25 protein-coding genes are annotated in these 24,571 nt (G+C 42.0%); 6 read left to right on the forward strand and 19 right to left on the reverse strand.

From position 1 onward, the window contains the following. Nucleotides 1–48 precede the first annotated feature (48 nt). Nucleotides 49–2,364 (forward strand): Tex family protein, encoded by a 2,316-nt coding sequence (locus AOG27_RS18300; protein ID WP_054554432.1) that lies wholly within the window; start codon nt 49–51, stop codon nt 2,362–2,364. Nucleotides 2,365–2,432: 68 nt separating this feature from the next. Here the strand turns inward: AOG27_RS18300 and AOG27_RS18305 are convergent, their stop codons facing one another. From AOG27_RS18305 to bioH, 3 genes are all read right to left on the reverse strand, one after another. Further along, nucleotides 2,433–3,299 (reverse strand): putative metalloprotease CJM1_0395 family protein, encoded by an 867-nt coding sequence (locus AOG27_RS18305; RefSeq protein WP_054554433.1) that lies wholly within the window; start codon nt 3,297–3,299, stop codon nt 2,433–2,435. Nucleotides 3,300–3,305: 6 nt separating this feature from the next. Continuing rightward, nucleotides 3,306–3,614, reverse strand: a complete 309-nt coding sequence (locus AOG27_RS18310) for a hypothetical protein (RefSeq protein ID WP_054554434.1) — start codon at nt 3,612–3,614, stop codon at nt 3,306–3,308. 101 nt (nt 3,615–3,715) lie between these two features. Further along, nucleotides 3,716–4,453 carry a pimeloyl-ACP methyl ester esterase BioH gene (gene bioH, locus AOG27_RS18315; protein ID WP_054554515.1) on the reverse strand — a complete coding sequence of 246 codons (738 nt, stop codon included), beginning with the start codon at nt 4,451–4,453 and terminating at the stop codon, nt 3,716–3,718. 58 nt (nt 4,454–4,511) lie between these two features. Here bioH and AOG27_RS18320 point away from each other — a divergent pair, with 58 nt between their 5' ends. Beyond that, nucleotides 4,512–5,228, forward strand: coding sequence for a ComF family protein (locus tag AOG27_RS18320; protein ID WP_054554435.1), 717 nt, complete (start codon nt 4,512–4,514; stop codon nt 5,226–5,228). Nucleotides 5,229–5,234: 6 nt separating this feature from the next. Here AOG27_RS18320 and AOG27_RS18325 read toward each other — a convergent pair whose 3' ends face one another. Then, nucleotides 5,235–7,787: a M14 metallopeptidase family protein gene (locus tag AOG27_RS18325; RefSeq protein WP_054554436.1), complete on the reverse strand. Its 2,553-nt coding sequence runs from the start codon at nt 7,785–7,787 to the stop codon at nt 5,235–5,237. 411 nt (nt 7,788–8,198) lie between these two features. Between AOG27_RS18325 and nfuA the strand changes: the two genes are divergently transcribed. Next, the gene (gene nfuA / locus AOG27_RS18330) at nt 8,199–8,774 is read left to right on the forward strand and encodes a Fe-S biogenesis protein NfuA (protein WP_054554437.1); all 576 of its coding nucleotides are present in this window, start codon (nt 8,199–8,201) and stop codon (nt 8,772–8,774) included. A gap of 14 nt (nt 8,775–8,788) precedes the next feature. Further along, complete coding sequence (locus AOG27_RS18335) at nt 8,789–9,058, forward strand: hypothetical protein (RefSeq protein WP_054554438.1); 270 nt, start codon at nt 8,789–8,791, stop codon at nt 9,056–9,058. Nucleotide 9,059: 1 nt separating this feature from the next. Here the strand turns inward: AOG27_RS18335 and dinF are convergent, their stop codons facing one another. Beyond that, nucleotides 9,060–10,394, reverse strand: coding sequence for an MATE family efflux transporter DinF (gene dinF / locus AOG27_RS18340; RefSeq protein ID WP_082389324.1), 1,335 nt, complete (start codon nt 10,392–10,394; stop codon nt 9,060–9,062). Here dinF and AOG27_RS18345 point away from each other — a divergent pair. Then, nucleotides 10,371–11,402: a polysaccharide deacetylase family protein gene (locus AOG27_RS18345; protein ID WP_054554439.1), complete on the forward strand. Its 1,032-nt coding sequence runs from the start codon at nt 10,371–10,373 to the stop codon at nt 11,400–11,402. The genes dinF and AOG27_RS18345 overlap by 24 nt on opposite strands. Here AOG27_RS18345 and AOG27_RS18350 read toward each other — a convergent pair. The 13 genes from AOG27_RS18350 to AOG27_RS18410 form a co-directional block, all read right to left on the reverse strand. Next, a complete protein-coding gene (locus AOG27_RS18350) occupies nt 11,389–12,423 on the reverse strand; it encodes a protein-glutamate methylesterase/protein-glutamine glutaminase (RefSeq protein WP_054554440.1) in 1,035 nt (344 codons plus the stop codon). The two genes, AOG27_RS18345 and AOG27_RS18350, sit on opposite strands and share 14 nt — an antisense overlap. Nucleotides 12,424–12,431: 8 nt before the next feature. Beyond that, the gene (gene cheD, locus AOG27_RS18355; protein ID WP_054554441.1) at nt 12,432–13,049 is read right to left on the reverse strand and encodes a chemoreceptor glutamine deamidase CheD; all 618 of its coding nucleotides are present in this window, start codon (nt 13,047–13,049) and stop codon (nt 12,432–12,434) included. Continuing rightward, complete coding sequence (locus AOG27_RS18360) at nt 13,046–13,864, reverse strand: CheR family methyltransferase (RefSeq protein ID WP_054554442.1); 819 nt, start codon at nt 13,862–13,864, stop codon at nt 13,046–13,048. The genes cheD and AOG27_RS18360 overlap by 4 nt, the downstream gene beginning before the upstream one ends. A gap of 64 nt (nt 13,865–13,928) precedes the next feature. Beyond that, nucleotides 13,929–16,256 (reverse strand): methyl-accepting chemotaxis protein, encoded by a 2,328-nt coding sequence (locus AOG27_RS18365; protein WP_054554443.1) that lies wholly within the window; start codon nt 16,254–16,256, stop codon nt 13,929–13,931. Nucleotides 16,257–16,285: 29 nt separating this feature from the next. Beyond that, nucleotides 16,286–16,771, reverse strand: a complete 486-nt coding sequence (locus tag AOG27_RS18370) for a chemotaxis protein CheW (RefSeq protein WP_054554444.1) — start codon at nt 16,769–16,771, stop codon at nt 16,286–16,288. Then, a complete protein-coding gene (locus AOG27_RS18375) occupies nt 16,768–18,849 on the reverse strand; it encodes a chemotaxis protein CheA (protein ID WP_054554445.1) in 2,082 nt (693 codons plus the stop codon). The genes AOG27_RS18370 and AOG27_RS18375 overlap by 4 nt, the downstream gene beginning before the upstream one ends. Before the next feature lie 15 nt (nt 18,850–18,864). Continuing rightward, nucleotides 18,865–19,227: a response regulator gene (locus tag AOG27_RS18380; protein ID WP_054554446.1), complete on the reverse strand. Its 363-nt coding sequence runs from the start codon at nt 19,225–19,227 to the stop codon at nt 18,865–18,867. Nucleotides 19,228–19,236: 9 nt separating this feature from the next. Next, nucleotides 19,237–19,509, reverse strand: a complete 273-nt coding sequence (locus AOG27_RS18385) for an STAS domain-containing protein (protein WP_054554447.1) — start codon at nt 19,507–19,509, stop codon at nt 19,237–19,239. Nucleotides 19,510–19,673: 164 nt separating this feature from the next. Further along, complete coding sequence (locus AOG27_RS18390) at nt 19,674–20,291, reverse strand: SCO family protein (protein WP_054554448.1); 618 nt, start codon at nt 20,289–20,291, stop codon at nt 19,674–19,676. After that, entirely contained in the window at nt 20,288–21,196 is a 909-nt protein-coding gene (gene cyoE / locus AOG27_RS18395) for a heme o synthase (protein WP_054554449.1), read from the reverse strand. Before cyoE ends, AOG27_RS18390 begins: the two co-directional genes overlap by 4 nt. Nucleotides 21,197–21,205: 9 nt before the next feature. Continuing rightward, nucleotides 21,206–22,195, reverse strand: coding sequence for a COX15/CtaA family protein (locus tag AOG27_RS18400; RefSeq protein WP_054554450.1), 990 nt, complete (start codon nt 22,193–22,195; stop codon nt 21,206–21,208). Nucleotides 22,196–22,215: 20 nt separating this feature from the next. Continuing rightward, complete coding sequence (locus AOG27_RS18405) at nt 22,216–22,710, reverse strand: hypothetical protein (RefSeq protein WP_054554451.1); 495 nt, start codon at nt 22,708–22,710, stop codon at nt 22,216–22,218. Then, the gene (locus AOG27_RS18410) at nt 22,691–23,440 is read right to left on the reverse strand and encodes an SURF1 family protein (RefSeq protein ID WP_054554452.1); all 750 of its coding nucleotides are present in this window, start codon (nt 23,438–23,440) and stop codon (nt 22,691–22,693) included. The genes AOG27_RS18405 and AOG27_RS18410 overlap by 20 nt, the downstream gene beginning before the upstream one ends. Before the next feature lie 14 nt (nt 23,441–23,454). Here AOG27_RS18410 and AOG27_RS21960 point away from each other — a divergent pair, with 14 nt between their 5' ends. Next, complete coding sequence (locus AOG27_RS21960; RefSeq protein WP_082389325.1) at nt 23,455–23,766, forward strand: DUF2909 domain-containing protein; 312 nt, start codon at nt 23,455–23,457, stop codon at nt 23,764–23,766. On the opposite strand, the gene AOG27_RS18415 is transcribed toward AOG27_RS21960, so the two are convergent. Further along, nucleotides 23,666–24,541, reverse strand: a complete 876-nt coding sequence (locus tag AOG27_RS18415; RefSeq protein ID WP_054554453.1) for a cytochrome c oxidase subunit 3 — start codon at nt 24,539–24,541, stop codon at nt 23,666–23,668. The genes AOG27_RS21960 and AOG27_RS18415 overlap by 101 nt on opposite strands. Between the last annotated feature and the right edge of the window lie 30 nt (nt 24,542–24,571).

Below are 24,571 nucleotides of genomic sequence, written 5' to 3' on the forward strand. Positions count from 1 at the left end.
AATTAATCTTCAGTTTTACTGATTTTCTATTTTTAAAAAGGGTTATGCATGAGCAATATCTCTGCACGCTTAGCAACTGAGCTAAGTGCCCAGCAACCACAAGTTGTTGCTGCAATCAAATTACTTGATGAAGGTGCCACAGTTCCTTTTATCGCCCGTTATCGTAAAGAAGTAACTGGTGGCTTAGATGACACGCAATTACGTTTACTTGAGCAGCGTTTATCGTATTTACGTGAATTAGAAGAGCGCCGCAGCTTTATCCTTAATACTATCGAAGAGCAAGGCAAGTTAACTGCTGAGCTAAGTGCTGATATTAATAACGCTGACAGTAAAACTGAGCTTGAAGATTTATATCTGCCTTTCAAACCTAAGCGCCGTACAAAAGGACAAATTGCCATTGAAGCGGGTATTGAGCCGCTTGCCGATGCGCTATTTAACAACCCTAGCCTCGACCCTGAACAACAAGCAAGTGACTACATTAATGCCGATGCAGGCTTTGCAGATAATAAAGCGGTGTTAGATGGCGCTAAGTTTATCTTAATGGAGCGTTTTGCAGAAGACGCCAAACTACTTGCTAAATTCCGTAGTCATATCGCACAACATGGTCAGATTGAAAGTACTGTAATCGCTGGTCAAGAAAATGAAGGCGTAAAGTACCGCGACTACTTTGAGCATCAAGAACCACTTAAAAAAGTACCATCACACCGTGCACTTGCTATGCTGCGTGCGCGTAATGAAGGCGTCTTACAACTTAGTATCAACCCAGAGCCTGGCGCAGAAAATCCGGCGCAAGTGTGTGCACAAATGATTGCCGATCATTATCGCTTAGATGTTAGCAATTCTGCTGCAAGTAGTTGGTTAATGGGCGTAGTGCAATGGGCATGGAAAATTAAGTTAAGCCTTCACCTTGAGAATGAATTTTTAGGTGCAATGCGCGAAAAAGCAGAAACCGGCGCAATCGACGTTTTTGCTAAAAACTTAAAAGATTTATTAATGGCCGCTCCTGCAGGTCCACGTACTACGTTAGGTCTCGATCCTGGCCTGCGTACTGGTTGTAAAATTGCCGTTGTCGATAGCACTGGCAAGCTGTTAACAACACAAACAATTTTCCCGCACGCACCACAAAATCATTGGGATAAATCACTTCGTACTTTAGAACAACTATGCCGCCAGCATAAAGTTGAGCTAATCGCTATTGGTAATGGTACGGCTTCACGTGAATCTGACAAGTTAGTTGCAGAGCTGATCAAAGCGAACAGTGAGCTTAAGCTAAATAAAATTATGGTCAGTGAAGCGGGCGCTTCTGTTTATTCAGCGTCTGAGTTTGCCGCCAATGAATTCCCTAACCTTGATGTTTCACTACGTGGTGCTGTGTCTATCGCGCGCCGCTTACAAGACCCACTTGCTGAGCTGGTAAAAATTGAGCCTAAATCAATCGGTGTAGGTCAATATCAGCACGATGTATCGCAAAGCCAACTTGGTCAAACGCTAACATCTGTGGTTGAAGACTGTGTAAACTCAGTGGGTGTAGACTTAAATATGGCGTCGGTGCCGCTATTGACTCGCGTGTCTGGCTTAAACAAAACATTAGCGCAAAATATTGTTAGCTACCGTGATGCCAATGGCTCATTTAGCAAACGTTCTGAACTTAAAAAAGTTGAACGTTTAGGGCCTAAAGCCTTTGAACAAGCTGCCGGTTTCTTACGTATCAGCACAGGCTCAGATCCTCTTGATAACTCGTCAGTTCACCCTGAAGCATACCCGGTTGTTAAGCGTATCTGCGAGAAGAACAGCTTAGATGTAAACAGCCTAATTGGTAACTCTGACATCCTAAATAAGCTCGTTGCAAACGACTACACAGACGAAAAATTTGGCTTACCAACGGTTACCGACATTATCAAAGAACTTGATAAACCGGGTCGTGACCCGCGTCCTGAGTTTAAAACAGCTGAGTTTAAGGCTGGCGTTGAAACCATTAATGACCTAAAACCGGGTATGATTTTAGAAGGTGTAGTGTCTAACGTTGCTAACTTTGGTGCCTTCGTTGATGTGGGTGTACACCAAGACGGTTTAGTGCATATTTCTGCTATTACGAACAAGTTTATCTCTGATCCACGTGAAGTGGTTAAAGCAGGCGATATTGTAAAAGTAAAAGTAGTTGAAGTAGATGCTGCCCGTAAACGTATTAGCTTTACCATGCGTTTAGACGATGATGTTGATACCAGCAATAAAGCCGCATCAGCTAGCAAACCTAAGCCAGCTGCGAAAGCGAAAAGTGCACCTAAACAAAAACGCGAATTTGGCAATGTTGCCATGGGTAATGCCTTTGCTGATGCATTTGCCAATGCAAAAGTGAAAAAATAATAGGCTGTAGGCATAAGTCGAAAAAAACCGCGTAAGTGTAAACTTACGCGGTTTTTTATTTTAGAAACTTAAATAAAAGCAGAGAACTGATTTTGATTACTTGGCGAGGTCGCTGCTTGATAAAAATTAGCAATACGTGCAGCGCGCTCGTCTACTTCAACATCACGCTTTGCTGTTTTGGTTTCGCTAGTTTGAGTAGCGCTATCTTCACCATACTCACTGTTTATTTTGAAGGTCGATTTACCTGAATCAACATCGCCATCGGCTGATTGACTGGCGAGCTCAGCTTGCGCTGCCATCAGCTTTTGCGTGGCATCTGCGGCAATTGAACGATCAGCACTCGAAGGCTCTTGTGGTGCAAGTGCTGCAGCACGCACCGTCTGCATTTTTTCAATTGTGGCTTTTGGGTCGCCTTCAATTACAGCAACATCAATTTGCACCTCGCCGCCCACAGCATAGTTCGTACCATCAGGACCGCGTTGATATTCATAGCTTGGTGAGCCCGCATATTGCCCCCCCACTGATGCATGAGCTTGCTCATGAATACGTACTTCGGTATCGCGGGCTTTTAGCTCTTTAATTTGCTCAGCATCTTGCTGCTTTTGCTGGGCAACCTTTTGCTCTTTTTGCTGCTCTTGTTTAGCTTCTTGTTGTTCTTGCTCTGATTGTTCAGGCTCTTCTTGCTCACCACCTTGCTTACGTTCTTCAATCACCTTGTCTTCAGCCAGACGCCCTTTTGCATCATACGTACCCGCCTCAGAACCCGGCTGCTTGGTTTTGTCGCCATCATTCAGGGTTTTATTTTCTGCGTTACTCGGCTTGGTAGCGGCAGGTGGCGGGATCACTTCACGTAACTGATTATCACGGCGAGCACTTTCGGTGTGCACGTTCGCCGTGTTGATATTAATCGAAGGAAACGGAGTGACGATATTCATAAGTTTTTAAACTTTAATATCTATTAATGTGCCGAGCACTTCATCAGCAGTCTGAATCGTGTTGATATTGGCTTTTGCATTAAACTCTTCAACTTTTAAGTTAACAAGCGACTCATCAATTGGGGCAGGTTGTGAAACTGGCGGAGTTACAGCTTCATTTGGAGTCGCCGCTTGTAATTGGCGTTGTTGAGCTAATTGGGCATCATCTTGCTGATCAATTGAGGCACGGCTAATCTCAGCGCTTGCCTTTTCGATACCTTGGCTTGCACGGTTATAACCTTCTACCGCATTATTAAAAACAGAACTGATTGGCATAACACCCTCCAACAGTGAGATCTACCCGGTAAGTATCGCTCATAAAACGAGCAAAATAAAGCTAAATCCCGCTATTTTTCTGGCCTCTCAGCGAGTTTTGCTTAACACATTGATTTCAGTGCTGATATAAATGCTGCTTTATGAGAAATAAAAGGCGCATGTGAAGCTTTATCTAAAACCTCGTATTCAAACTGGGGTTGTATGGCATGCATTTTTTCAATCGCACGATACGGTACTAATGAATCTAAGCGACCGAAAATACCACGCACAGGTACGCTAAGGTTAGCGAATAGTTCCCGTAAATCATCCTGCTGTAAAATGTCTAAGCCCGCACTTAAAGCTTGCTCTTGAGGCGCAGGGTATTGGTTTAAAAGTGCTTTAAGTTGCTTAATATCATCCCGAGCTGATTCACTGCCCATCGCTTGTATCGCCAAAAACCGTTCTATCGTTTTTTCTCTGTGACTAACTAGCTGATCTTTAAATGCATTTAATACGTCAGGTTTGATACCCGGCCATTCGTCGGTTTGCGCAAAAAAAGGCGTTGAGGCAACCAACACAACCTTTGCTACTTTGTCAGGCCAATGTGCTGCAATATACAAGGCAAAAAGCCCGCCCAACGACCAGCCAACAAGAATAGACTGATCATTTAGCTGTGTACTTAGTTGCTCAGCCGCAGCGTGCAATGTGTAAGGTGTGGGAATAGACTGTGCGTTACCAAAGCCAGGTAAATTAAGGCAACGGACTTCACCATCATGAAAAAACTCAAGCTCAGGTTTGATCACTTGCCAAACCCCTTGGTTCATTCCCCAGCCATGTAATAGCACCATATCATTTTGCATATTTTGTATTTCCCAACCACACTTAGCGCTCATAATAGCGTTTAAAGGAATGAATGCAATGTCTCACTTACCTCATGCCTTAAAACTAGGGCTAGACGCACTATTCCCCAACTTTTGCATTAGTTGCCAGAATCACATACAGGCTGATCAAGCTTTGTGTCAGTATTGTTTAGATGACCTTAATTTATTTGACCTTACACGCCATCCAAATCTGTTACACCGACCAGATATATGTGATGCATTTCCTGATAGTAATTTTGACCATTTAATTGCCTGTGCGTGGTATCAAGCACCTTTTAAACTTTGGCTCAAGCAATTGAAATTTAATGACCAACAATATTTTCGTGTGGCACTACAACAAGTGATAGCGAAACAGCTGCAATTAGCTCGTCAAGTTAATGCAAATTGGCCCGACCTTTTTATTGTGCTGCCATTACATAATCAACGCTTTTTAGCACGCGGCTTTAATCAGGTAAGCCAAACTTGGCTGCCTGTTTTAAAAAACCAGCAATCTACTGTTAGCTCAGCTCTTTACAAGCAAAAAGCAACCAAAGCACAATCACAGTTAAGTAAAGCGAAAAGAGTTAAAAATCTACAAAATGCATTTGTTTGTCAGCAAGATTTAACAGGGAAAACCGTGGCAGTTGTTGATGATGTGATGACCTCTGGCGCAACTTTAAATGCTGCGACAGAAGCCATAAAAAATGCAGGGGCGAAGCAAATATGGGCTATGCTCACTTGCCTAACAGGGTTAGGCAACCTGCATTATGATTAAGTGTGATTATTTATCACCAGAGGCATGAAAGGCATTACCAAAAAATAAGGCATTGCTTAGTAATCGACTCGTGCCGTACCAGTAACCACGGAATACTGGGTTATCTGTCATGCCTATCACACTGCCTTTGCCATATGAATGCGCAATGAGGCCAGCAGCACCCGCGACTTGCTCTACGTTTACGTCATCAGTAAAGCCAGCTAAAAGCGGTTTATCTGTGTAAGTAAGCACATTAACAAATGGAGCATCTGACTTCTCAAGTAGCCAAGTGCTATTCTTAAATACAGGTAATGTATTACGGTTCAGCGAATACGTAAGTGGGTGAGATAAATCTACAGAGGTATTAAAAATTGCGCCGGCAATACGCTGACGGCCTGCTAAGTGATCTTTATCAGCATAGCTAAGCCCTGTGGTATCAAAGGCACTCGCTACATCACGACGAGATAAGTAATTGGCTTTTAGTAGCTGCTGATCAGCTAAGAACTTAGCACCGCCTTTGTGACCCCAAATAACACCGCCTTTACGCACCCACGACTTAATAGCCACTTTAGTCGCATCATCAAGACGATTGAAATTTCCGTGCGCTAAAATAATATGGCTGTAGTTTTCAAGGTCGATGTTACCTAAACGTTCCATTTCGATAATGCTTGGCGCTGTACCAACAAAACGATCTAAGTAGTACCACACTTCTCCCAGCTCATACTGGCTAGTTCCTTGACCACCCACTAGCAATACTTTAGGCGCTTTCACAACCGCCATTGCACGAGAACCTAAATCAGCCCCCTTCACCGTTAAGCCCGAACTAATTGGCGTAATTTCAATACCAAACTCATTCTGTGCTTGGTTTAAATAACTAACCCAGTTGCTATCAGTTTGCAGACCAGCAGGAACAAGAATACTACCTGGCTCAAAAGCGATTTCACCTGATGGTGTTTTTGCTGTTAGCGGGCTTAATGCCACACGTGCTTTCACGCCTTGCTCGAGTAAGCTATTAAGCATTTTTGGCGCTAGGTAGTCATCCCATTTGAATGCGTATGCATAGCTTTGCGGTAATGCAGCAAAGCTTGACTTAACACTTTGCTGCCAAGGCATTTTTGCCACATTTAAACCCCAGTTGCTGCTTACCTTTGCAAATTCTAGGTTGAAGGCATGAGCAAGTGTCCAGCCAGATACATCATAAAACGTATTATCAACAAAACGCTGCTGCTCACTGAAAATTGCTTTAATTAAACGAAATTGTGGCTGTGCTAATGGCACATAATAGCTCTGCTCAGAAAAGCTTTGACCGTTTACTTTTAACGGCTCTTCTAACATGTACGCATTGATTTGATGTTGTCTAAGTAAATCAAGGAAGTATTGCATGCGGCTGTGATCAGCGCCGCCTTTAACTACATACCCTTTAAAGTCTTCATCACCAGCAAGATCAACTGCTTTGTTGTAAAATTTTGCTTGATAATCAAGTAAGTCTGTACGGTTATCAATCGCTGCTTGGAATGTCGATAAGCTAGTTAATAACTGATTTTTAATTGTAAACGGGAAGCTTAACGGACCGTTGATCGTTTCTTGTAAGTGACCACGCGAGCTCGCTTGTTCAAATAAGATGCCTACACCGCCATTGACGTCTGGGTAAGTTGAGCCTTTACCATAGTAAAAGTCATCAAAGCTTTCTTCAGTGAAGTAAAGTGCGTTGTGCTCATCAAGTGTCTTTGCATGATAGTTTGCAATTGCTTTAGTCAGCGTGACATTTTCTTCAGGCGTGATTGGGTGCTTACGAGTTGGGATCCCTGGTTGGAAAAAATAAGTGCTGTTTGGGCCCATCTCATGGAAGTCAGTTAGGATATTCGGTTTCCATTGGTGAAACTGTGCAATACGTGCACGTGATTCAGGATGTTGTAGTAATAACCAGTCACGGTTTAAATCAAACAAGTAATGGTTAGTACGGCTACTAGGCCAACTTTCGATATGCTCACGAGTTTGCGGATCTGATGATAACTTCATGCCACGGTTGCTGTTTGCCCAATTTGCAAAACGCGCTAAGCCATCAGGGTTTAATGATGGGTCGAGTAAAATAACCGTGTTGTTAAGTAAGGCGTCAATTTCTGGGCCCTGTGCAGCTGCAAGGTAATACGCAACCAGTAACGACGCATTGCTACCTGATGATTCATTACCGTGAACACTGTAACCCATCCAAACAACCGCTGGCTGCTTACTTGAGTCACTTGCTTCACCATTTAGGCGAGCTAAGTGAGCCTTACGAATTTGCTCAACTTGGCCAAGTTTGTCGGACGCTGTAATTGTTAGCATCACCAATGGACGCTGCTCATGAGTACGACCGATTACTTTAAAATTCATTCGGTCACTTTTTTCAGCAAGAATTTGCATATATTGCACAAGCTGATCGTGACGTACATGCCACTCACCCACTTCGTAGCCTAACACCTGTTCAGGAGTCGGAATACTTGGGTCAAATTTCACATCTTGTTCAAAGTAATAAGAAAGAGGTTTTGCTAATGCGCTAACGCTCACTAGCATGGTTAATATTGTTATTATGAAACGCATAGATAGCACCCGTAATTATTTGATGTTTTAACGCTACCATTCGATAAAATAGATGCAACTTTTTACGCTCAACACTGGCGACAACACGATGAGCGGAGTATGATACACAGTATCCGAGTAATTGAGAGCGTGTTGACCTTTCAGGATTAGAATTTGTTCAACCTAGGAGCGCCTTAATTACGGCGCGAGGACTGTAGCATAGTAGTTCTATGTAAAGTCCGAGCAACACAGAGTAAGGCGCTCCTAGGCAGAACCCTGTGGGCAGTGCGTGTTTGGTATTTATACTGCGTTATCGCACGACTTATGTAGAAAAACTACACTTCGCGTGCTCCGCCTTGTCTAAATCCCAAACTCGCTGCTGCAAATCTAATCTCGAAAAGTAAACGCGCTCTAGAAAGTATAGTCCGTTTTATGATCTCTATTTCTGAATCTGCACAATCTCATTTTGCTAAACTTTTAGCAGACCAAGCTGAACAAACAAACATTCGTGTGTTTGTAGTAAATCCAGGTACTTCGCAGGCTGAGTGTGGTGTATCTTACTGCCCAGAAGACGCCGTTGAAGCGACTGATATTCGTCTACCATTCAATGGTTTTGATGCCGTTGTTGATGCAGAAAGCGCCCCTTTCTTAGAAGAAGCTGAAATCGATTTTGTAACTGACAAAATGGGTACTCAGTTAACGCTTAAAGCACCAAACGCAAAAGCACGCAAACTTAGCGATGATGCGTCACTACAAGAGCGTGTTCAACACATGCTTGAAACCGAAGTTAATCCACAGCTCGCAAACCACGGCGGTCAAGTAAGCCTAGTAGAAATTACAGCTGACGGTATCGCAGTACTGCAATTTGGCGGTGGCTGTAACGGTTGTTCAATGATTGATGTCACACTTAAAGAAGGCATCGAGAAAGAAATGATCGCCAAGTTTGACGAAATCAACGGTGTAAGAGACATTACTGATCACCAATCTGGTGAGCACTCTTACTACTAACCGGTATCTAAAGCATGCTTAAAAAATGGGTATTTCGCTTAGGTAGCGATCCCAAATTAAGCTTAAAACGCTTTCTTCGCGGCCTAGCACTGTTTGTGCTAGCCGTGATTTTTATTGCCATAGGTTATTATGGGCCCGCACTATTTCAATTAATTGGCCTAGTCATACTCGCAGTGGCTTTATTCTTTGCTGGTTGGGGCTATTTAGGTATTTTTGCCAACCGCTTCGCGCAAGTTTTAGAGCGCTCTTCACCCAAAAATCACGACCCTGATTTGTGGAAGTAATTTAATCTAATAATTGCTGATTATTGACAATTTTACGGTAGCGAAACCACAGCGTTAACCCGCGCATCAGCATAAAGCTGGTCATCGCAAACCATAAACCATGATTTTGCCAACTACTCACTAACCAAAACAGTCCAAAAAAGCCCACTAAAGCACTAAATAGCATAGTATTACGCATATCTTTAGCACGGGTTAAACCAACAAATACGCCATCAAATAAGAAGCAGCCCATCGCCGCGATAGGCAATATAATCACCCAAGGAAGGTAAACCGTTGCAAGACTGATAACTTCGGGCACATCGGTAAGTAAGCGAATAATTGCCTCACCAAATAATAAAAATATAAGGCTATAAAACAGAGCAAATAACCCGCCCCAAAATAAGCTCAAATTAACCCATAACTTAATCTGCTTAGCGCTGTGCTCACCTTTCGCTTTACCGACCTTAGCTTCACTCGCATAAGCAATACCATCAAGCGCAAAGCTCACCAACATTAAAAAGTTTAGCAATACGGCATTAGCCGCTAAAGTTGTTTCGCCGATCCGTGCGCCATAAAAAGTCATAAAACTAAAACACAGCTGGAGTGCTAGTGAGCGAATAAAAATATCGCGATTTAAGCTCACCAAATCAAGTAACTTAGCAACACTTAACCAGGCTTTCACGGCAAGGTTGACACCTTGCTTTTTGGCGAGCTGAGCAACTAACATAAGTGCAAAAGCAAGGGCGATATAATCAGCAATTAAAGACGCCCACGCAGCTCCAGCCACACCCCAATCAAGAAACACCACAAAATAAATATCAAGCACGATATTGGTAATATTGGTGATTAGTAATAAATAAAAAGGCCCGCGGCCATAATGGACACCTAGCATCCAACCAAGTAAAACCAAATTACATAAAGCAGCTGGCGCACTAAAAATACGAATAGAAAAATAGCTATTTGCTTGTTCTAAAACAGCTTCATTAGCATTTGATAAATATGCCATTAAGGATTGAATAGGTATACTCAGCGCTATTAATAACAGCGCAACCGCTGTTGCTAGTAACAAGCTGCGCTTTAATAGCTCAGCGAGCAAGGTATGATCGCTTTTACCGTAAGCCTGGGCAACCAAACCTGTGGTACTCATGCGCAAAAAGCCTGCTAGCCAAAATAATAACGAGATAACTGCTGAGCCGAGCGCTATACCAGCCAAATAGTGAGCGCTTCCTAAGTGGCCGATTACAGCAGTATCAACTAAACCTAACATTGGCACGGTAATATTTGATAAAATCATCGGACCGGCTAATAACAGTAAACTTTTATGGTGTGCCTTATGACGTTTAAGAAAATGTTTCATGTAGTATTTGCAGTCCTGTTAGGTTTATCTTTGCGCGCCCATGGTGCAGTCATTCTACAGTATCACCACGTCAGTGAAAGCCTTCCTGCGGTTACCAGTGTCAGTAGCGAAACATTCACTGAACATATGCAATATTTAAAAGATAATAACTTTAACGTTATTCCATTAGATGAACTCATTACCTCATTACAAACAGGCCAACCGCTAACAGATAAAACCGTCGCGATTACCTTCGACGATGGCTACAAAAATAACTATGAAGAAGCAGCGCCCATCTTAGAAAAATTTGGCTATCCGTACACTATTTTCGTCAATCCCGAGCTAATTGATGAAGGCAAAAGCTATGTAATGACATGGCAGCAGTTAAAGGAGCTATCGAAAAAAGGTGCCTTAATTAGCAACCATACGCAAATTCATAATTACTTACATCGCAAACAACCAGGCGAGAGTGCAGAAGCATGGCTTGCACGTACTAAAAAAGACATTTTATCTGCCCAGCAGCGCATTAAAGAAGAAATTGGCCATGATTATAAATACCTCGCTTACCCTTATGGCGAGTTTAATAATTCATTGCAACAACAAGTAAAATCGCTAGGCTTTGTTGGTATAGGTCAGCATTCGGGTGCTGTTGGTATCCATTCTGACTTTACCCGATTACCACGTTTTCCAGCATCGGGCTTTTATTCAAAGCTTGAAACACTTGCCACTAAACTCGACTCTCAAGCATTCACTATCAAACAGCTCACCTACTCAGATAGTGTGACAGACGAAAACCCACCTAGTTTAACGATGCAATTTGATATGCAGGACTTTCATAAAAGCCAGTTTGCTTGTTATGTATCAGGTATTGGTCAAGCTGATTTAACCTGGCTTAGTAAAGATACGGTGAAGATCACATCACCTGAAAAACTGAAAAAAGGCCGTTCTCGCTTTAACTGCACGGCCCCTTCTATCGCAAAGAAAGGCAGCTATTATTGGTTCTCTCAACCTTGGGTTATTGTACCTTAACTGCTTGTTTTAGCATTTGCGCTGTGACTTTATCAAGGCGAACCACTTCATTAGCCGCATTGAGTTCGACTGCGGCTTTTGGCATGCCCCATACCACTGACGATAATTCATCTTGCGCGATGGTGTAAGCTCCTGCTTGATTTAATGCGAGCATGCCTTTTGCGCCATCGCTGCCCATACCGGTCAATAACGCAGCCACAACCGCTTTAGGGCAAGCCACAACCAAGGAGTTAAATAGCACATCAACCGCTGGGCGATGGCGATTAACCAACTCAGTAGTATCAAGCTGGCAGTATAGGCCGCCTGCTTTTTTCACTACACTTAAATGCTGATCGCCTGGCGCAATGTACGCCCAACCTGACTGTAACTTATCGCCATGTTCAGCCTCCTTAACACTAATTTTGCAGGTTCTATCCATGCGCATCGCAAACGAAGTACTAAAAACCGGCGGGATATGCTGTGTAATCACTATCGGTGGACAGTTTTCTGGCATGCGCACAAGCACTTCTTTAATTGCTTCTGTTCCACCTGTTGAAGCACCAATTGCAAGTACACTATTGGGCTTAAATTGCAGTGCAGTTAAGGCGCTATCGTCTTCAATTTTTGTTTCTTTAAATGCACGTATTCTTGCACCTGCGGCTGTGCGTACTTTTTGATGAAGTAAATGTGCATATCGCTGCAAGTTTTCTGTTACATTGATAGTTGGTTTAGCAATAAAATCAACAGCACCAATTTCGAGGGCTTCCAGTGTAATGGGTGAGCCTTTTTGAGTCAGTGTTGAAATCATCACAACTGGCATAGGACGAAGGCGCATCAAGTTTTTTAAAAAGCTTAGTCCATCCATTTTCGGCATTTCGATATCCAGCGTTAAGACATCAGGATTGAGGCGCTTAATTAAATCTCGGGCTTGATAAGGATCTTCTGCCGCGCCAACAACTTGAATGTCTTCTGCTTGCTCGAGTACTTCCTTGAGTAAACCACGGATCAAAGCAGAATCATCAACTATGAGTACTTTGATCATTTGCTCTCCTAAAATAATTCAATATCCGTTTCTGCATCTTGCTGTTCGATATCGTGTAGGTATTTGATTTCACGTTTTTCGAGCTTATCTGAATGCAGTTCACGCATTTTTTTTACTTGGGCTTTACCTGTTTGAGGGTCAAACATCACCTTTCGGGGCCAAGGCCCACCGACATCATGAGATACTAAATCTAAACCTTCCTCAAGTATATAAGCATTTGCAAAACGAATGTTGCCAACACCAATATCAGTCATTGAGCGGATTATTTTCCCGCCGCCAAACAGTTTTACTTTGAGATTGCGCCTAGAAGCACCGTTTTTAAGGATTTCATTGATCAGATATTCCATTGCCCAGTTACCGTAACGACAATTAAGACTATGAGCATTACTAGGATCGACTCCTTTTTCTACAGGCAACATAAAGTGATTCATGCCGCCAATTCCTAGGCCTTCATCATAAATACATGCTGCAATACATGAACCAAGCACTGTCGTGATCAATTCATCAGTTTTAGAGACATAAAACTCGCCAGGTAATACCTTAGCAATTACCTTCCCACGACGATTATCCCAAAACCGTTTCACATGCTCAAAGCCAGATATAACAGGCCGGAAGTGACTATTCATGATCCGCCCCTTTGGTAAATAGTCTGGCCTAAGTTTTTAAATTCCTTATGATCCTTCCCTAATGTCTCTGAATGCCCTAAAAATAAGTAGCCAGTGTTAGTAAGTAAGTCGTGATAACGTTTAAAAAGTTCGTCTTTGGTTGGCTTATCGAAATAGATAACAACATTACGACAAAAAATTACATCAAACGGTCCTTTCATAGGCCAGCTCTGTAATAAGTTTAGACGCTTAAAAAAAATGTTCTTTTGTAGTTCGGGCTTTACTTTATAAAGTTCTCCATCGTGGCTTTTCAAAAACCAGCGCTTAAGATGGCTTTTGTCTAGTCCATTCACATTTGCTGCGGTATAGGTGCCAGCCTGCGCTTTTGCGAGTACATTTGAGTCTAAATCGGTGGCTAAAATTTTCACATCCCAATCGGGTGGAAATAAACCATGCAATGTCATAGCAATCGTATAAGGCTCTTCGCCAGTGGAACAGCCAGCTGACCAGACCCTTACCCGCTTTTGTTTTGCATTACCAACCAATAGTTTTGGCACTATAGTATTTTTCAGGTAATTAAAGTGATGGGGCTCACGAAAAAAAGAAGTCAGATTAGTGGTTATAGCATTAATAAATTCACTGAACTCTTGCTCTTTATTCTCATCAAGAAAACCTAAGTACTCCCTAAAACTCTTTAGCTTGTGATGGCGGATACGTCTTGCTAAACGCGAGTAAACCATTTCACGTTTATGCTCCGCCAATACAATGCCACACGCATCGTACACCTGAGAAGAAATAGCCTTGAAATCATTATCCGTTAATAAAAACTCTTTCATGTGTTTGACCCTGCAGCTGTAACAGTCGGTGCAATTAACTTATTAGAATAAAGTCGGGAAGAGTTTAAAACTCTTCCCACTCGTCACTGGGGTCAACAAAATTGTTGCCCTTTGGTGCCGAGCGCACTGTCGAACTAGGCTGTTTAACTGCTGGCGCTGAACTAGCGCTGTTTGAAATATCAACTTCGTTATTTGATAACGAGAAGAAGTTTAACAAGCGGCGCATATCATTTGCTTGTTCAGCCATTGATTCGCCCGCAGCTGATGCTTCTTCAACTAAAGCTGCATTTTGTTGAGTCATTTCATCCATTTGAGCGATGGCTTTATTAACTTGCTCAATGCCAGAGCTTTGCTCTTCTGATGCTTGGGCTATATCAGAGATCATTGCCGTAACTCTTTGTACTGCTGTTACTATTTCTTGCAATGTTGAACCTGATTCATTAACAAGTAATGTACCATCTTCAACTTTGCCAACACTGTCTCGGATTAATTCTTTGATTTCTTTTGCTGCGGCGGCTGAACGCTGTGCTAAGTTACGGACCTCACCAGCAACAACAGCGAAACCTCGGCCTTGCTCACCTGCTCGTGCAGCTTCGACTGCAGCATTCAACGCAAGTAGGTTTGTTTGGAAAGCTATTTCATCAATCACACTAATGATGTCAGCAATTTTCTTACTCGATTCATTAATTGCCGACATGCTGGTTACGGCGCGATTGACAACTTCACCACCTTTTTGCGCTTTTGTACGCGTTTCTTCCGCAAGTTCATTCACTTCTTTTGCATTATCAGCATTTTGACGAACCGTACTGGTCATTTCTTCCATGCTTGATGCTGTTTCTTCAAGTGATGAAGCTTGCTCTTCAGTACGTTGACTTAAATCTGCATTACCTTGTGAAATTTCTTCTGCACCACTGGCAACGAGCGTTGCAGAGGTATTAATGCGATTAATCACTTCAGTAAGCTTATCAGCTGTGGCATTTGCATCACGTTTTAACTTATCGAATGAACCTTGGTACTCTTGTTCTATTCGTTTTGATAAATCACCATTTGCCATGGCATCAAGCATATTGCCCGTGTCTTTTACTGCATCATCGACGATACTAACTAGGCTATTCAAGCCCTGCGCTAGACGTAAGAAGAATCCTTGTTTGCCCGCTTCTTCAACACGCGCTTCTAAATCACCATTCCCGGCAGCAGCAACAAGGCCTGCAATTTCTTTTTCAATCGCCACTTCAGCTGTTCTATCTTCCCACTCTACAACCGTACCAATTCGTTCGTTTTCTGGCGTAAAGATAGGGTTTGCAACTAATCCAAATGTTCGACCACCAACATATATTTCAGTGCTATATGTGCTACTCAACTTCGCCAGCATATTGCGCTGATGTGCTGGTTTTTTATGGAACACATCAATATTTTGACCAATGAGGTTACTACTGTTGAAATTAGGTAAGTCTTTACGTAAATCACTTTCAGCTGCTTTCATCATATTTAAAACAGCTTCGTTCATGTAAATAATATTATTGCCGGCATCTGCAATCATGGTATTGGTTGCCACACGGTCTAACGCGCGTCGAACACGAAGATTCTCTTCTGCTTCACGTTTTTCAGCTTCCGCTTTTGCCACGCTATCAGTGATATCTTGCCATTCAACAATTGTTCCTAGACGACTTCCAGATACACTGAGCCACGGCGTTGCTATTAAACTAAATATTAAATCCGCAATTTTAAGCGTTGTTTTAAAAGGCTCGGTCAAGGTTCTTAGTACTTCACGCTGATGAGATGGTTGCTTATGAAAGTCATCAACACAGGTGCCAACTAAGCTATCAACCGAGAAGTTTGGCAGCACCTCTTTTAAAGCTTCTTCACGAAACTTAAGCATTTTTTGTACTTGGTCGTTAACAAAAATAATTTCTAGGTCATTATTAGCAATCATCACATTGGCTTGGCAGACCCGAAGCGCGTTTGACAGATCTGCATCACGCTTAGATTTTTTTTCTAGCTCTTTTTGCGCTGTAATATCACTGGCAAACTTGATAACTTTAACGACATTGCCATTACTATCAATAATTGGGTTATAGGTAGCTTGAATCCAAATTTCTTTACCATTTTTGGCAAACCGCTTGAATTCATCTGACATAAATTCACCTGTGCGCAAGCGCTGCCAGAACTGTTGGTATTCAGGACTTTGAGTTTCTTGGTCATCAACAAAAATTGCGTGATGTTGCCCTTGAATTTCTTCAAGTCGGTAACCCATGGCATTCAAAAAATTAGCATTCGCAGTGATTATGTTTCCACTTGGTTCGAACTCAATAACTGCCAGCGATTTGTTCAGTGCTGCAACAACTAAATCATTATTTGACTCAACGTTTTTAGGACTACTAAACCATCCCATACCCTTCACCTTCTTGTTAATCTACCCAATTAAATGTCCATTGTTTTTTGTAGGTCTAGTAACGCGACCATCTTTTCACCCACATTGACTAAACCCGCAACAAATTGAGTGTTGTCTGAGTCAGACAAGTGCGGCACCGCTTTCGCTTCATGCTCTGCAATGCTATAGACATCCGACACGGCATCAACCACGATACCCATAATTTTACATGTGCTCTCTAGTTTAACTTTCAGTACAATAACGACAGTTAACGGTCCATAAGTGACAGCGGGCAAGCCAAAGCGCAGCCGTAAATCAATAATAGGAACTATAGTGCCGCGCAAATTTATAACGCCTTTAACAAAGTCAGGTGAGTTTGGAATTTCAGTAATTTCTTCCCAACTACGAATTTCCTGTACCGTAAGAATATCTACACCGTACTCTTCATCAGCCATGAAAAAGGTTAAAAACTGTTTAATATCTTCGTCTTGCCCGATATTCAGCTTACTTTGTAGGTCATCGTGCTCAACAATCATGACGCCTCCAAATTAGCTTTAGATTCAATAATTAACTCTTGGCTTCCTGGCTTCCTTAAGCCTGATAATTTAATTAAGCCGCTGATATCTATAATTAAAGATACTCTGCCATCTCCTAAAATTGTCGCTCCTGATACACCATCAACTTTTTGATAATTCGCCTCTAAACTTTTAATAACCACTTGTTGCTGTGATAATAAATCATCAACCAACAAACCAACTTTTTGATTATCGCTCTCAACAACAACCAACAAAGTTCTATCAAGCGTTTCTATCGCACCTTTGTGATTAAAAATATTGTAAAGCCTTAAAATTGGGATGTACTCATCTCTCAAACGAAGTACATCTAAATCTTTACCGACGCGACTGACTTTGCTGATATCAATTTGTAGTGACTCAATAATAGAAATGAGTGGAATAATGTATGTATGCTGGGCAACTTTAACCAATTGACCATCCAAAATAGCTAGAGTAAGAGGTAACCGGATGGTGAAGGTTGAACCGACACCTGGCGCTGAAGCCACCTCAACCGAGCCACTGAGCGCTTCGATATTACGCCTAACCACGTCCATACCAACACCGCGGCCAGATAAGTCACTCACTTGATCCGCTGTCGAAAAGCCAGGTAAAAAGATAAGCTCATTAATTTCGTTATCGTTTAAATCGTCACTTTCAGAGATCAAGCCATTTTTTATCGCCTTTTCTCTGATCTTTTGCGTGTTGAGCCCCTGACCATCATCCATAATTTCGATAACAATATTACCGCCTTGATGAAATGCATTAAGCGTCACAGTGCCAACAGGGTCTTTGCCCGCAGCAACACGCTTATCAACTGTCTCTAAGCCATGATCTAAGGAGTTTCTCACTAGATGCACCATAGGATCAGAAAGCTTCTCCATCACCGTTTTGTCTAGTTCTGTTTGTTCACCAAGCAATTTAAGCTCAACTTGTTTATCCAACTTTTGCGAGATATCACGAACTAACCGAGGGAAGCGACTAAATACAAAGCTTATTGGTAACATACGAATACGCATGACATTTTCTTGTAAGTCACGAGTATTATGTGCCAGTTGCGCTAAGCCCTCTTGTAACGAGGCGATGGTTGCTTCGGTTATTTCTTGCTCACCTAACTGGCTTAACATCGCTTGAGTAATAACTAACTCACCCACCATGTTGATCAATGAATCAACTTTGTCGATACCAACCCTGATTGAGGTTGACTCTGCATTGGCTGTGGTCGCTTTAACGGGTACTGGTTTTTTCGTATCAGTAGTTGGTTTAACTGGAATAGGCTCGACTTCTTTCTTTTGTTCGACAACTGCTGTAGCCGTTTCAGTCGTTGTAATTTCTTCATCACCAAACAAGCCACCGCACAATTTGATAGCAATGTCAGCGTCATCCTCAACCCACTCAAAAATTTCTTCTATGCAACTTTGCTCTTTGTCTGTGGTTAAGAAAAAACGCCATGATAAGAAACAGTCTTCGGGGGCAAGGTTAGTAATATCGGGGACATCATCTTGAAAGGCTTGTGTTTCTAGCTCACCCAACTCAGCAAGTTCACTGATCATGTACAATGGTTCATTGCCAGTTTTAAATAAATGATGATGGGGTTTGAAGTCAATTTGAAAGGTATTTTTTATGTTAGTTTCGTTACTAACTGCCTGCTGCTGAACAACTTTGCTCTTAGAGCGCATGCCCAGAATTTCTTCAAATTTAACCCGTAACTCATCAGCCTCTGTTAAGTCTGGCTGCTGCTCCGCTTGTAATGTTCTTAACAACGCTCTTAAGCAATCAACCGACTTGAGAAGGAGATTAACGTGTTCAGCGGTTAAGGTACGAGAGCCTTCACGGATTTGATCTAACAAAGTCTCAAGTACATGAGTAAAGTCAGCAACGGCGCTGAAACCAAAGGTACCACTGCCTCCTTTTATTGAGTGTGCAGCACGGAAAATTGTATTTATCGTTTCCAAGTCTTCTTCGCCTGGCACCAAGTTCAATAACTCGGCTTCCATTGCATCAAGACCTTCGAAGCTTTCTTCAAAGAAAACCTCAAAAAATTGGCTTAGATCTATACTCATGCCCCGCTCCTATTATTAGCGAATCACTTTTTTCAATACCGCTAACAATTGCTCAGGATTAAATGGTTTAACAATCCACCCTGTTGCTCCAGCAGCTTTACCTTCTGTTTTTTTATCAAGCCCTGACTCTGTGGTCAGCATTAGTAGTGGTGTAAATTTATAATTAGGTAAGCTACGCAGCTCGCGAATAAGAGTAATGCCATCCATGACAGGCATATTCACATCAGAAATAACCGCATCAAAACCTTGTTGCTTAGCGATATTTAGTGCTTCGCTACCATCTTTTGCTTCTGTTACATCGAAGCCTGCTTTTTTTAGTGTAAAGCTGACCATTTGGCGCATTGATGCAGAATCATCGACAGCTAGAATTCTCTTCATAAAAACCTCTTAATTGGCATTTTCAAGCACAAGATAATGGCTTAAACCCAAACTAGTAATTGCTTGTTGCAAAGGCTTGCTTTCACCAACCCATATGATTTTGTGTTGTACTGAAAGCAAATGTTTTTGCAGCGCACATAAAAGCTGAATTGACGCCGTATCAGCTCGTGTCACTTCACTAATATCAAGACAAATATCGTCATTCGCAGACAATTCTTGTAGCAAATCTTGATGGAGTGTTTCGACCTGAGTAATGGCTAATTCAATAGGGAGCTTTAACATTATTTGAATCTTCCCTGCTTAAAACAATTCATAATAAAAGCTTAGACTGACTAAACGAAATTGCCATAAATTGCTTTAAAAAATAGTAAATTTTTTTAGTAGCTTAGCGAGTTATGGCAAAAAATGTATTTACTATTGTTAGCTAATATCGCAAGGCAAATGCTTTATTCTGCATAATAGTCTGCTATTAACTTAAACTCCTCCGTTAACTTGCTAGCATCTACTAATGGCACATTACCTTGCTTAAATTGTGGTTTAAAAATAGCTCTAACAGAGCCTGTAGGATCAACTAAAACAACTGATGCACTATGATCAACTGCGTATTCTTGCTGATCGCTATCGTTAATTGCGTAAATTAAGCCTAACTCTCTTACAAATGGAAAAAGTTGTTTATGCGGACCTGAAACAGCAAGAAAGTTAGGATTAAAGTAATCAATATAAGCTTTACGCTTTTCAGTTGTGTCACGCTTTGGATCAACAGCAACAAACCATACTTGTACTTTGTAATCTTGACTTAACTGTTTTTGAATCGCGGTTAATTTTGCCAGTGTCATTGGACAAATATCTGGGCAACTGGTGTAACCTAGAAAGACCAAATTCCAATGATCCATAAATTGGCTGTTATCTGCAGGCGCACCATGTTGATCAGTTAATAAAAAAGGACTAATCGGTTTCGCTTGCTCATAAACCAGCGCTTCCACCTCAGGGACGCTATTATTTTTTTCACATCCAGCAATAAATAACACCAAGCCCATAAATAATAAAGCGACTATTCGCGTCATAAAACTAACCATTTATCAATAAATAAGACAATAAAGAGTAGCATTAAATGCACAATTGAAAAACGAAATAAGTCCATTGCAGTATCATCTTTAGGTGCTATTTTCAGCTTCAGCGCCTTATAAATGAAAACAGCATTTAGTATGCTCGCCCCAAGCAAATAAATTAGCCCTGACATACCAATTAAGTAAGGCAGTACACACACTAACGCGAGTAAAATGCTGTAAGCCACTACACATGTTTTACAAAATTCAATACCGTGAGTAACTGGCAGCATCGGAATTTTTGCCCGCTCGTAATCACTTTTACGTGCAATCGCTAATGCCCAAAAATGTGGTGGGGTCCAGGTAAATATAATCATCACCAATAACCATGGTGCAGCAGCCATATGGCCAGTTTCAGATACCCATCCTAACAGCGGTGGCATAGCTCCAGCCAAACCACCAATAACAATATTTTGCGGTGTGGCACGCTTTAAAAATGAAGTGTAAATAAAGGCATAGCCAACAAGCGCAAACAAAGTAAGAATGGCTGTAAGTGTATTCGCCCAAATCACAAGCATCATAAAACCTATTACGCCAATCACTCCAGCAAAGCTCAAAGCGTGCTGTTTACTGAGTCGACCTTTTGCCACAGGGCGATGGCGCGTACGTGCCATTTTACTGTCGATTTCACTATCAACAACATGATTGATCACAGCAGCTGCGGCCGACAGCAAGCCAATGCCTAGCAAGCTTGCAAGTTGCACAAATACTCCTCGCCCAACATCAGGAGCTAATGCCAGACCAACCCATGCTGTGAGTACAAGCATGGCAACCACTTTAAATTTACTGATAGCTAAGTAATCTTTAAGTAACTCTGAGCTTTGAATAAATAATGATTTTTCTGAGCTTAGTAATAATGCCATCACAGCCTCCTAGGTTCTTATTTTTAAGTGGAAGCATAGTCTTACCATGCTAAGCAGTAACAATGCGGCCATTAGGTTGTGTGCAAGCGCAACACTTAATGGAAAGTGCCAGTGCACAACAGCTAGACCTAAACAGATTTGGCACAACAAAGCGATTAATACAGTGACGGTACAGTGCTTAATTTTTCGTGAGTAACAGCGTGAATATATGCGCCACATGATCAGCGCTAACACTACACAAGTAACCAGCGCCCAAATACGATGCAGCAAATGAATAGACATACGCGCTTGCTGCGATAGCACACCATATTCATAGGTACTGTGCTCGAGCGGTAATTGAAAAACGCTCTTCAAAGAAAACGGTTGTCCGTAGCTACACAGCGGTAAGCCATTGCAATGTGGAGCGGCGTAATTTGCTGCAAGCCAGCCACCCAATGCAATTTGCAGTATAAGCACCACCAAGCCCACCAGCGCTAACCGGTAATATGGCTTTGCGCCGCTATCACTGCTAGCAACAGGTTCGGTCTTTAAACGTAGATACAATAAAAACAGCAACGACAAAATACTAAAACCGCCGAGCAAATGCCCCATTACAACTAAAGGTTGTAGGTTCATAGTGACAGTCCACATGCCCAATACGGCTTGGAATACCACCAGTAATAATAGTGCTAATGGCAGCTTAACCGGCATATTTGGATATTGACGTTTTAAAAATGCAAAAACAAACAAAGCTAAAATTAATAGGCCAAGGGCACCGGCAAAATAGCGGTGGATCATTTCTTTCCATGCTTTTGCAGCCTCAAACATCATATCAGGGTAGTTTTGCTCAACATGTAACAGAGCCGTTTCATGTTTTGGCACGGTTAAAAATCCATAGCACCCAGGCCAGTCAGGACAGCCAAGCCCAGCATCACTCAGCCGTGTATAAGCACCAAGCCCAACAACTAAGATTGAGAAGAAAACCGTAATTAAGACTAAATATTTATAATTTTTATACATCTTTATCCCCTTAATGAGGTTTAACTTGAACGCGCATAGTTAAGTAGTTTCTTTAAGTCTTTAAGTAAGCCTTTTTGAATCAGTCTGTTTTGTTCTGGCTCAGCCGTGTAGGGGTAATGCAAAACCACTAAGCCCATGTGATCAACTAAATATAGGTCTCCCGCTTTGAGTGCAGGACTTACTGCTAATTGACGCCAATTTGCCGATACCTGCTGTTGATTTGTCAGTACCGCCACATCCACTTTTTGCTGATTTTTACCTAAAGCGACATATAGGTTATCTAGACTGGCTAATTGGCTTGCACAAACATCAGTGCACTCTTTTGGATAATTAAGCGCAATAGTCCATTGTTTAGGTTCGCCTTGTTGCCAATCAACTAGCTTCACTTCTTCACTTAAAAGCTCACCATGATTACTCGAACCACTCGGTAACCACTCAAGCTTTAATGCTGCATATGCAAGTGCCAACGGCACAAAACAGCATAAAACGAATAAACTAAGCGGGTTTATTTTCATAACCTCTCCTTCTCATCGCAAAATAAGCAATAACAACACACGCTAAGCCGATTAATAACCACTGCACGGCATAGGCGTAATGTTTATCTGGCCCCATCACGACACTCTGGTAATGCGGGGTTGCAATACCATCTGCTTCATTGCGATAACCAATAAAGCCTTGTAAGGGCTTTGCTAATTGAACACTAAAAATTGCTAAGTCGATGCCTTGAATACGCTTAGGCCAGCCTTGTTCTGCACCAATCTCATCGGCAAGTGTGAAGCCTTGTAAGTTGCCTTGTTTCAATTGCACAGTAGCCGTAAAGCTTGTTGATTCTGGCCACACAACGGTTGGCAACTGGCTACGGTTTGTTGGAGCTTTTAGCCAACCAAAGTTAACGATTAAAGGCGCGGTTTCACCGGTAATTGTCATCGCTACTAGTAAGTCATAGCCCACTTGCCCCTGATAAATTTGATTATCAAGCAGCCAGTACTGTTGTTTATTTACCTCGCCAGAGACTTTGACTTGCATGCCCGTTTTGTTCAGCTCTTTAGGTAAATTTTGCAGCTCTTGCCAATTCAAAACTCCTTGCTCTTTCGAAACGGCTAACTGGCTTAGTTGCTGCTGTTTTTGCTCGCCTCGCTGGTATTGCCAAACGCTGAGTCGTAAACAAATAAGCACTGCAAGTATCACAACGCAAATTGCGATAATTGAGCTAAGCTTTTGTTTGCGCCATAAAATTAACTGCATTTGGAATACCTAATATGATTAAAATCATTATTGTTTTGTTATTACTTTATATTCTGTTCAACCTGTTTAGAGCGCTGTTTGTGATGATGTCAGCAAAAGAGCACTCTAAACCCATGTCGCATTATTTAGGTCGTCGAGTGCTGTTCTCAGGTATTGTGCTGGTGCTCATCATTGCCGCAATGAAATTAGGCTTTATTCACACCAACCCGTCGCCGCTTCACAAAGCTACAGCACGTACACAAATACAAATAAACACAACCACACCACATCAACAAAGTGCCAATACCAAGCAGCTGCTTGAAAGGCAAAATGCTTTTCACTCGTGAAGTGGCCTTTAAAAATTCTGAGCAGCACCACAAATAAAATAATGGTTCCAAGTGTCACGTGCATACCGTGAAAGCCCGTTAACAAGAAAAAGGTATTCCCATAAACGCCCGCATCTAAGGTCAAACCTAGATCTTGATAAGCATGCATATACTCATAAACTTGTAAGCCAAGGAAAATCACACCTAATAGCACGGTTAAAGATAAAAACACCTTCAGGGCGCCGCGCTTGTTGTTTTCAATAGCAACATGAGCAAAGTGAATTGTGACCGACGAGGTAAGTAGAATAAGCGTGTTGATCAATGGTAGACCTTGCCAGCCCATAGCCTGTGTGGTCTCGCCCGCTGGCGTAGTTAATAGCGGCCATACGGCTTCAAAGGTTGGCCAGAGCACTTCATTGGTCATAGCGTTATTACCAGCGCCACCGAGCCAAGGCACCGAAATCATACGTGCGTAAAAGAGAGCGCCAAAAAACGCCATAAAGAACATAACTTCAGAGAAGATAAACCAGCCCATACCTTGTTTGAATGAACGATCCATTTGCGCTGAATAAAGCCCTTTATGAGACTCTTCAATAACGTTTCTAAACCAGCTAAAAACCATATAAACTAATATGGCAATGCCTAGATACAACACATACTGGCCACTACTGCCCTCACCACTTACTTGCATCACAGTTAAACCAGCACCAACAGCAATTAAAAACATCGCGATGGCACCAACTATTGGCCAAGGACTCTCGGCTGGAACATAGTATTTTTCATAATTTTGATTCATTTTGTTTGCTCCCAATTAGCAATTAGCTTG

Source organism: Pseudoalteromonas lipolytica, from assembly GCF_001306915.1.
Taxonomy (GTDB): Bacteria; Pseudomonadota; Gammaproteobacteria; order Enterobacterales; family Alteromonadaceae; genus Pseudoalteromonas; species Pseudoalteromonas simplex.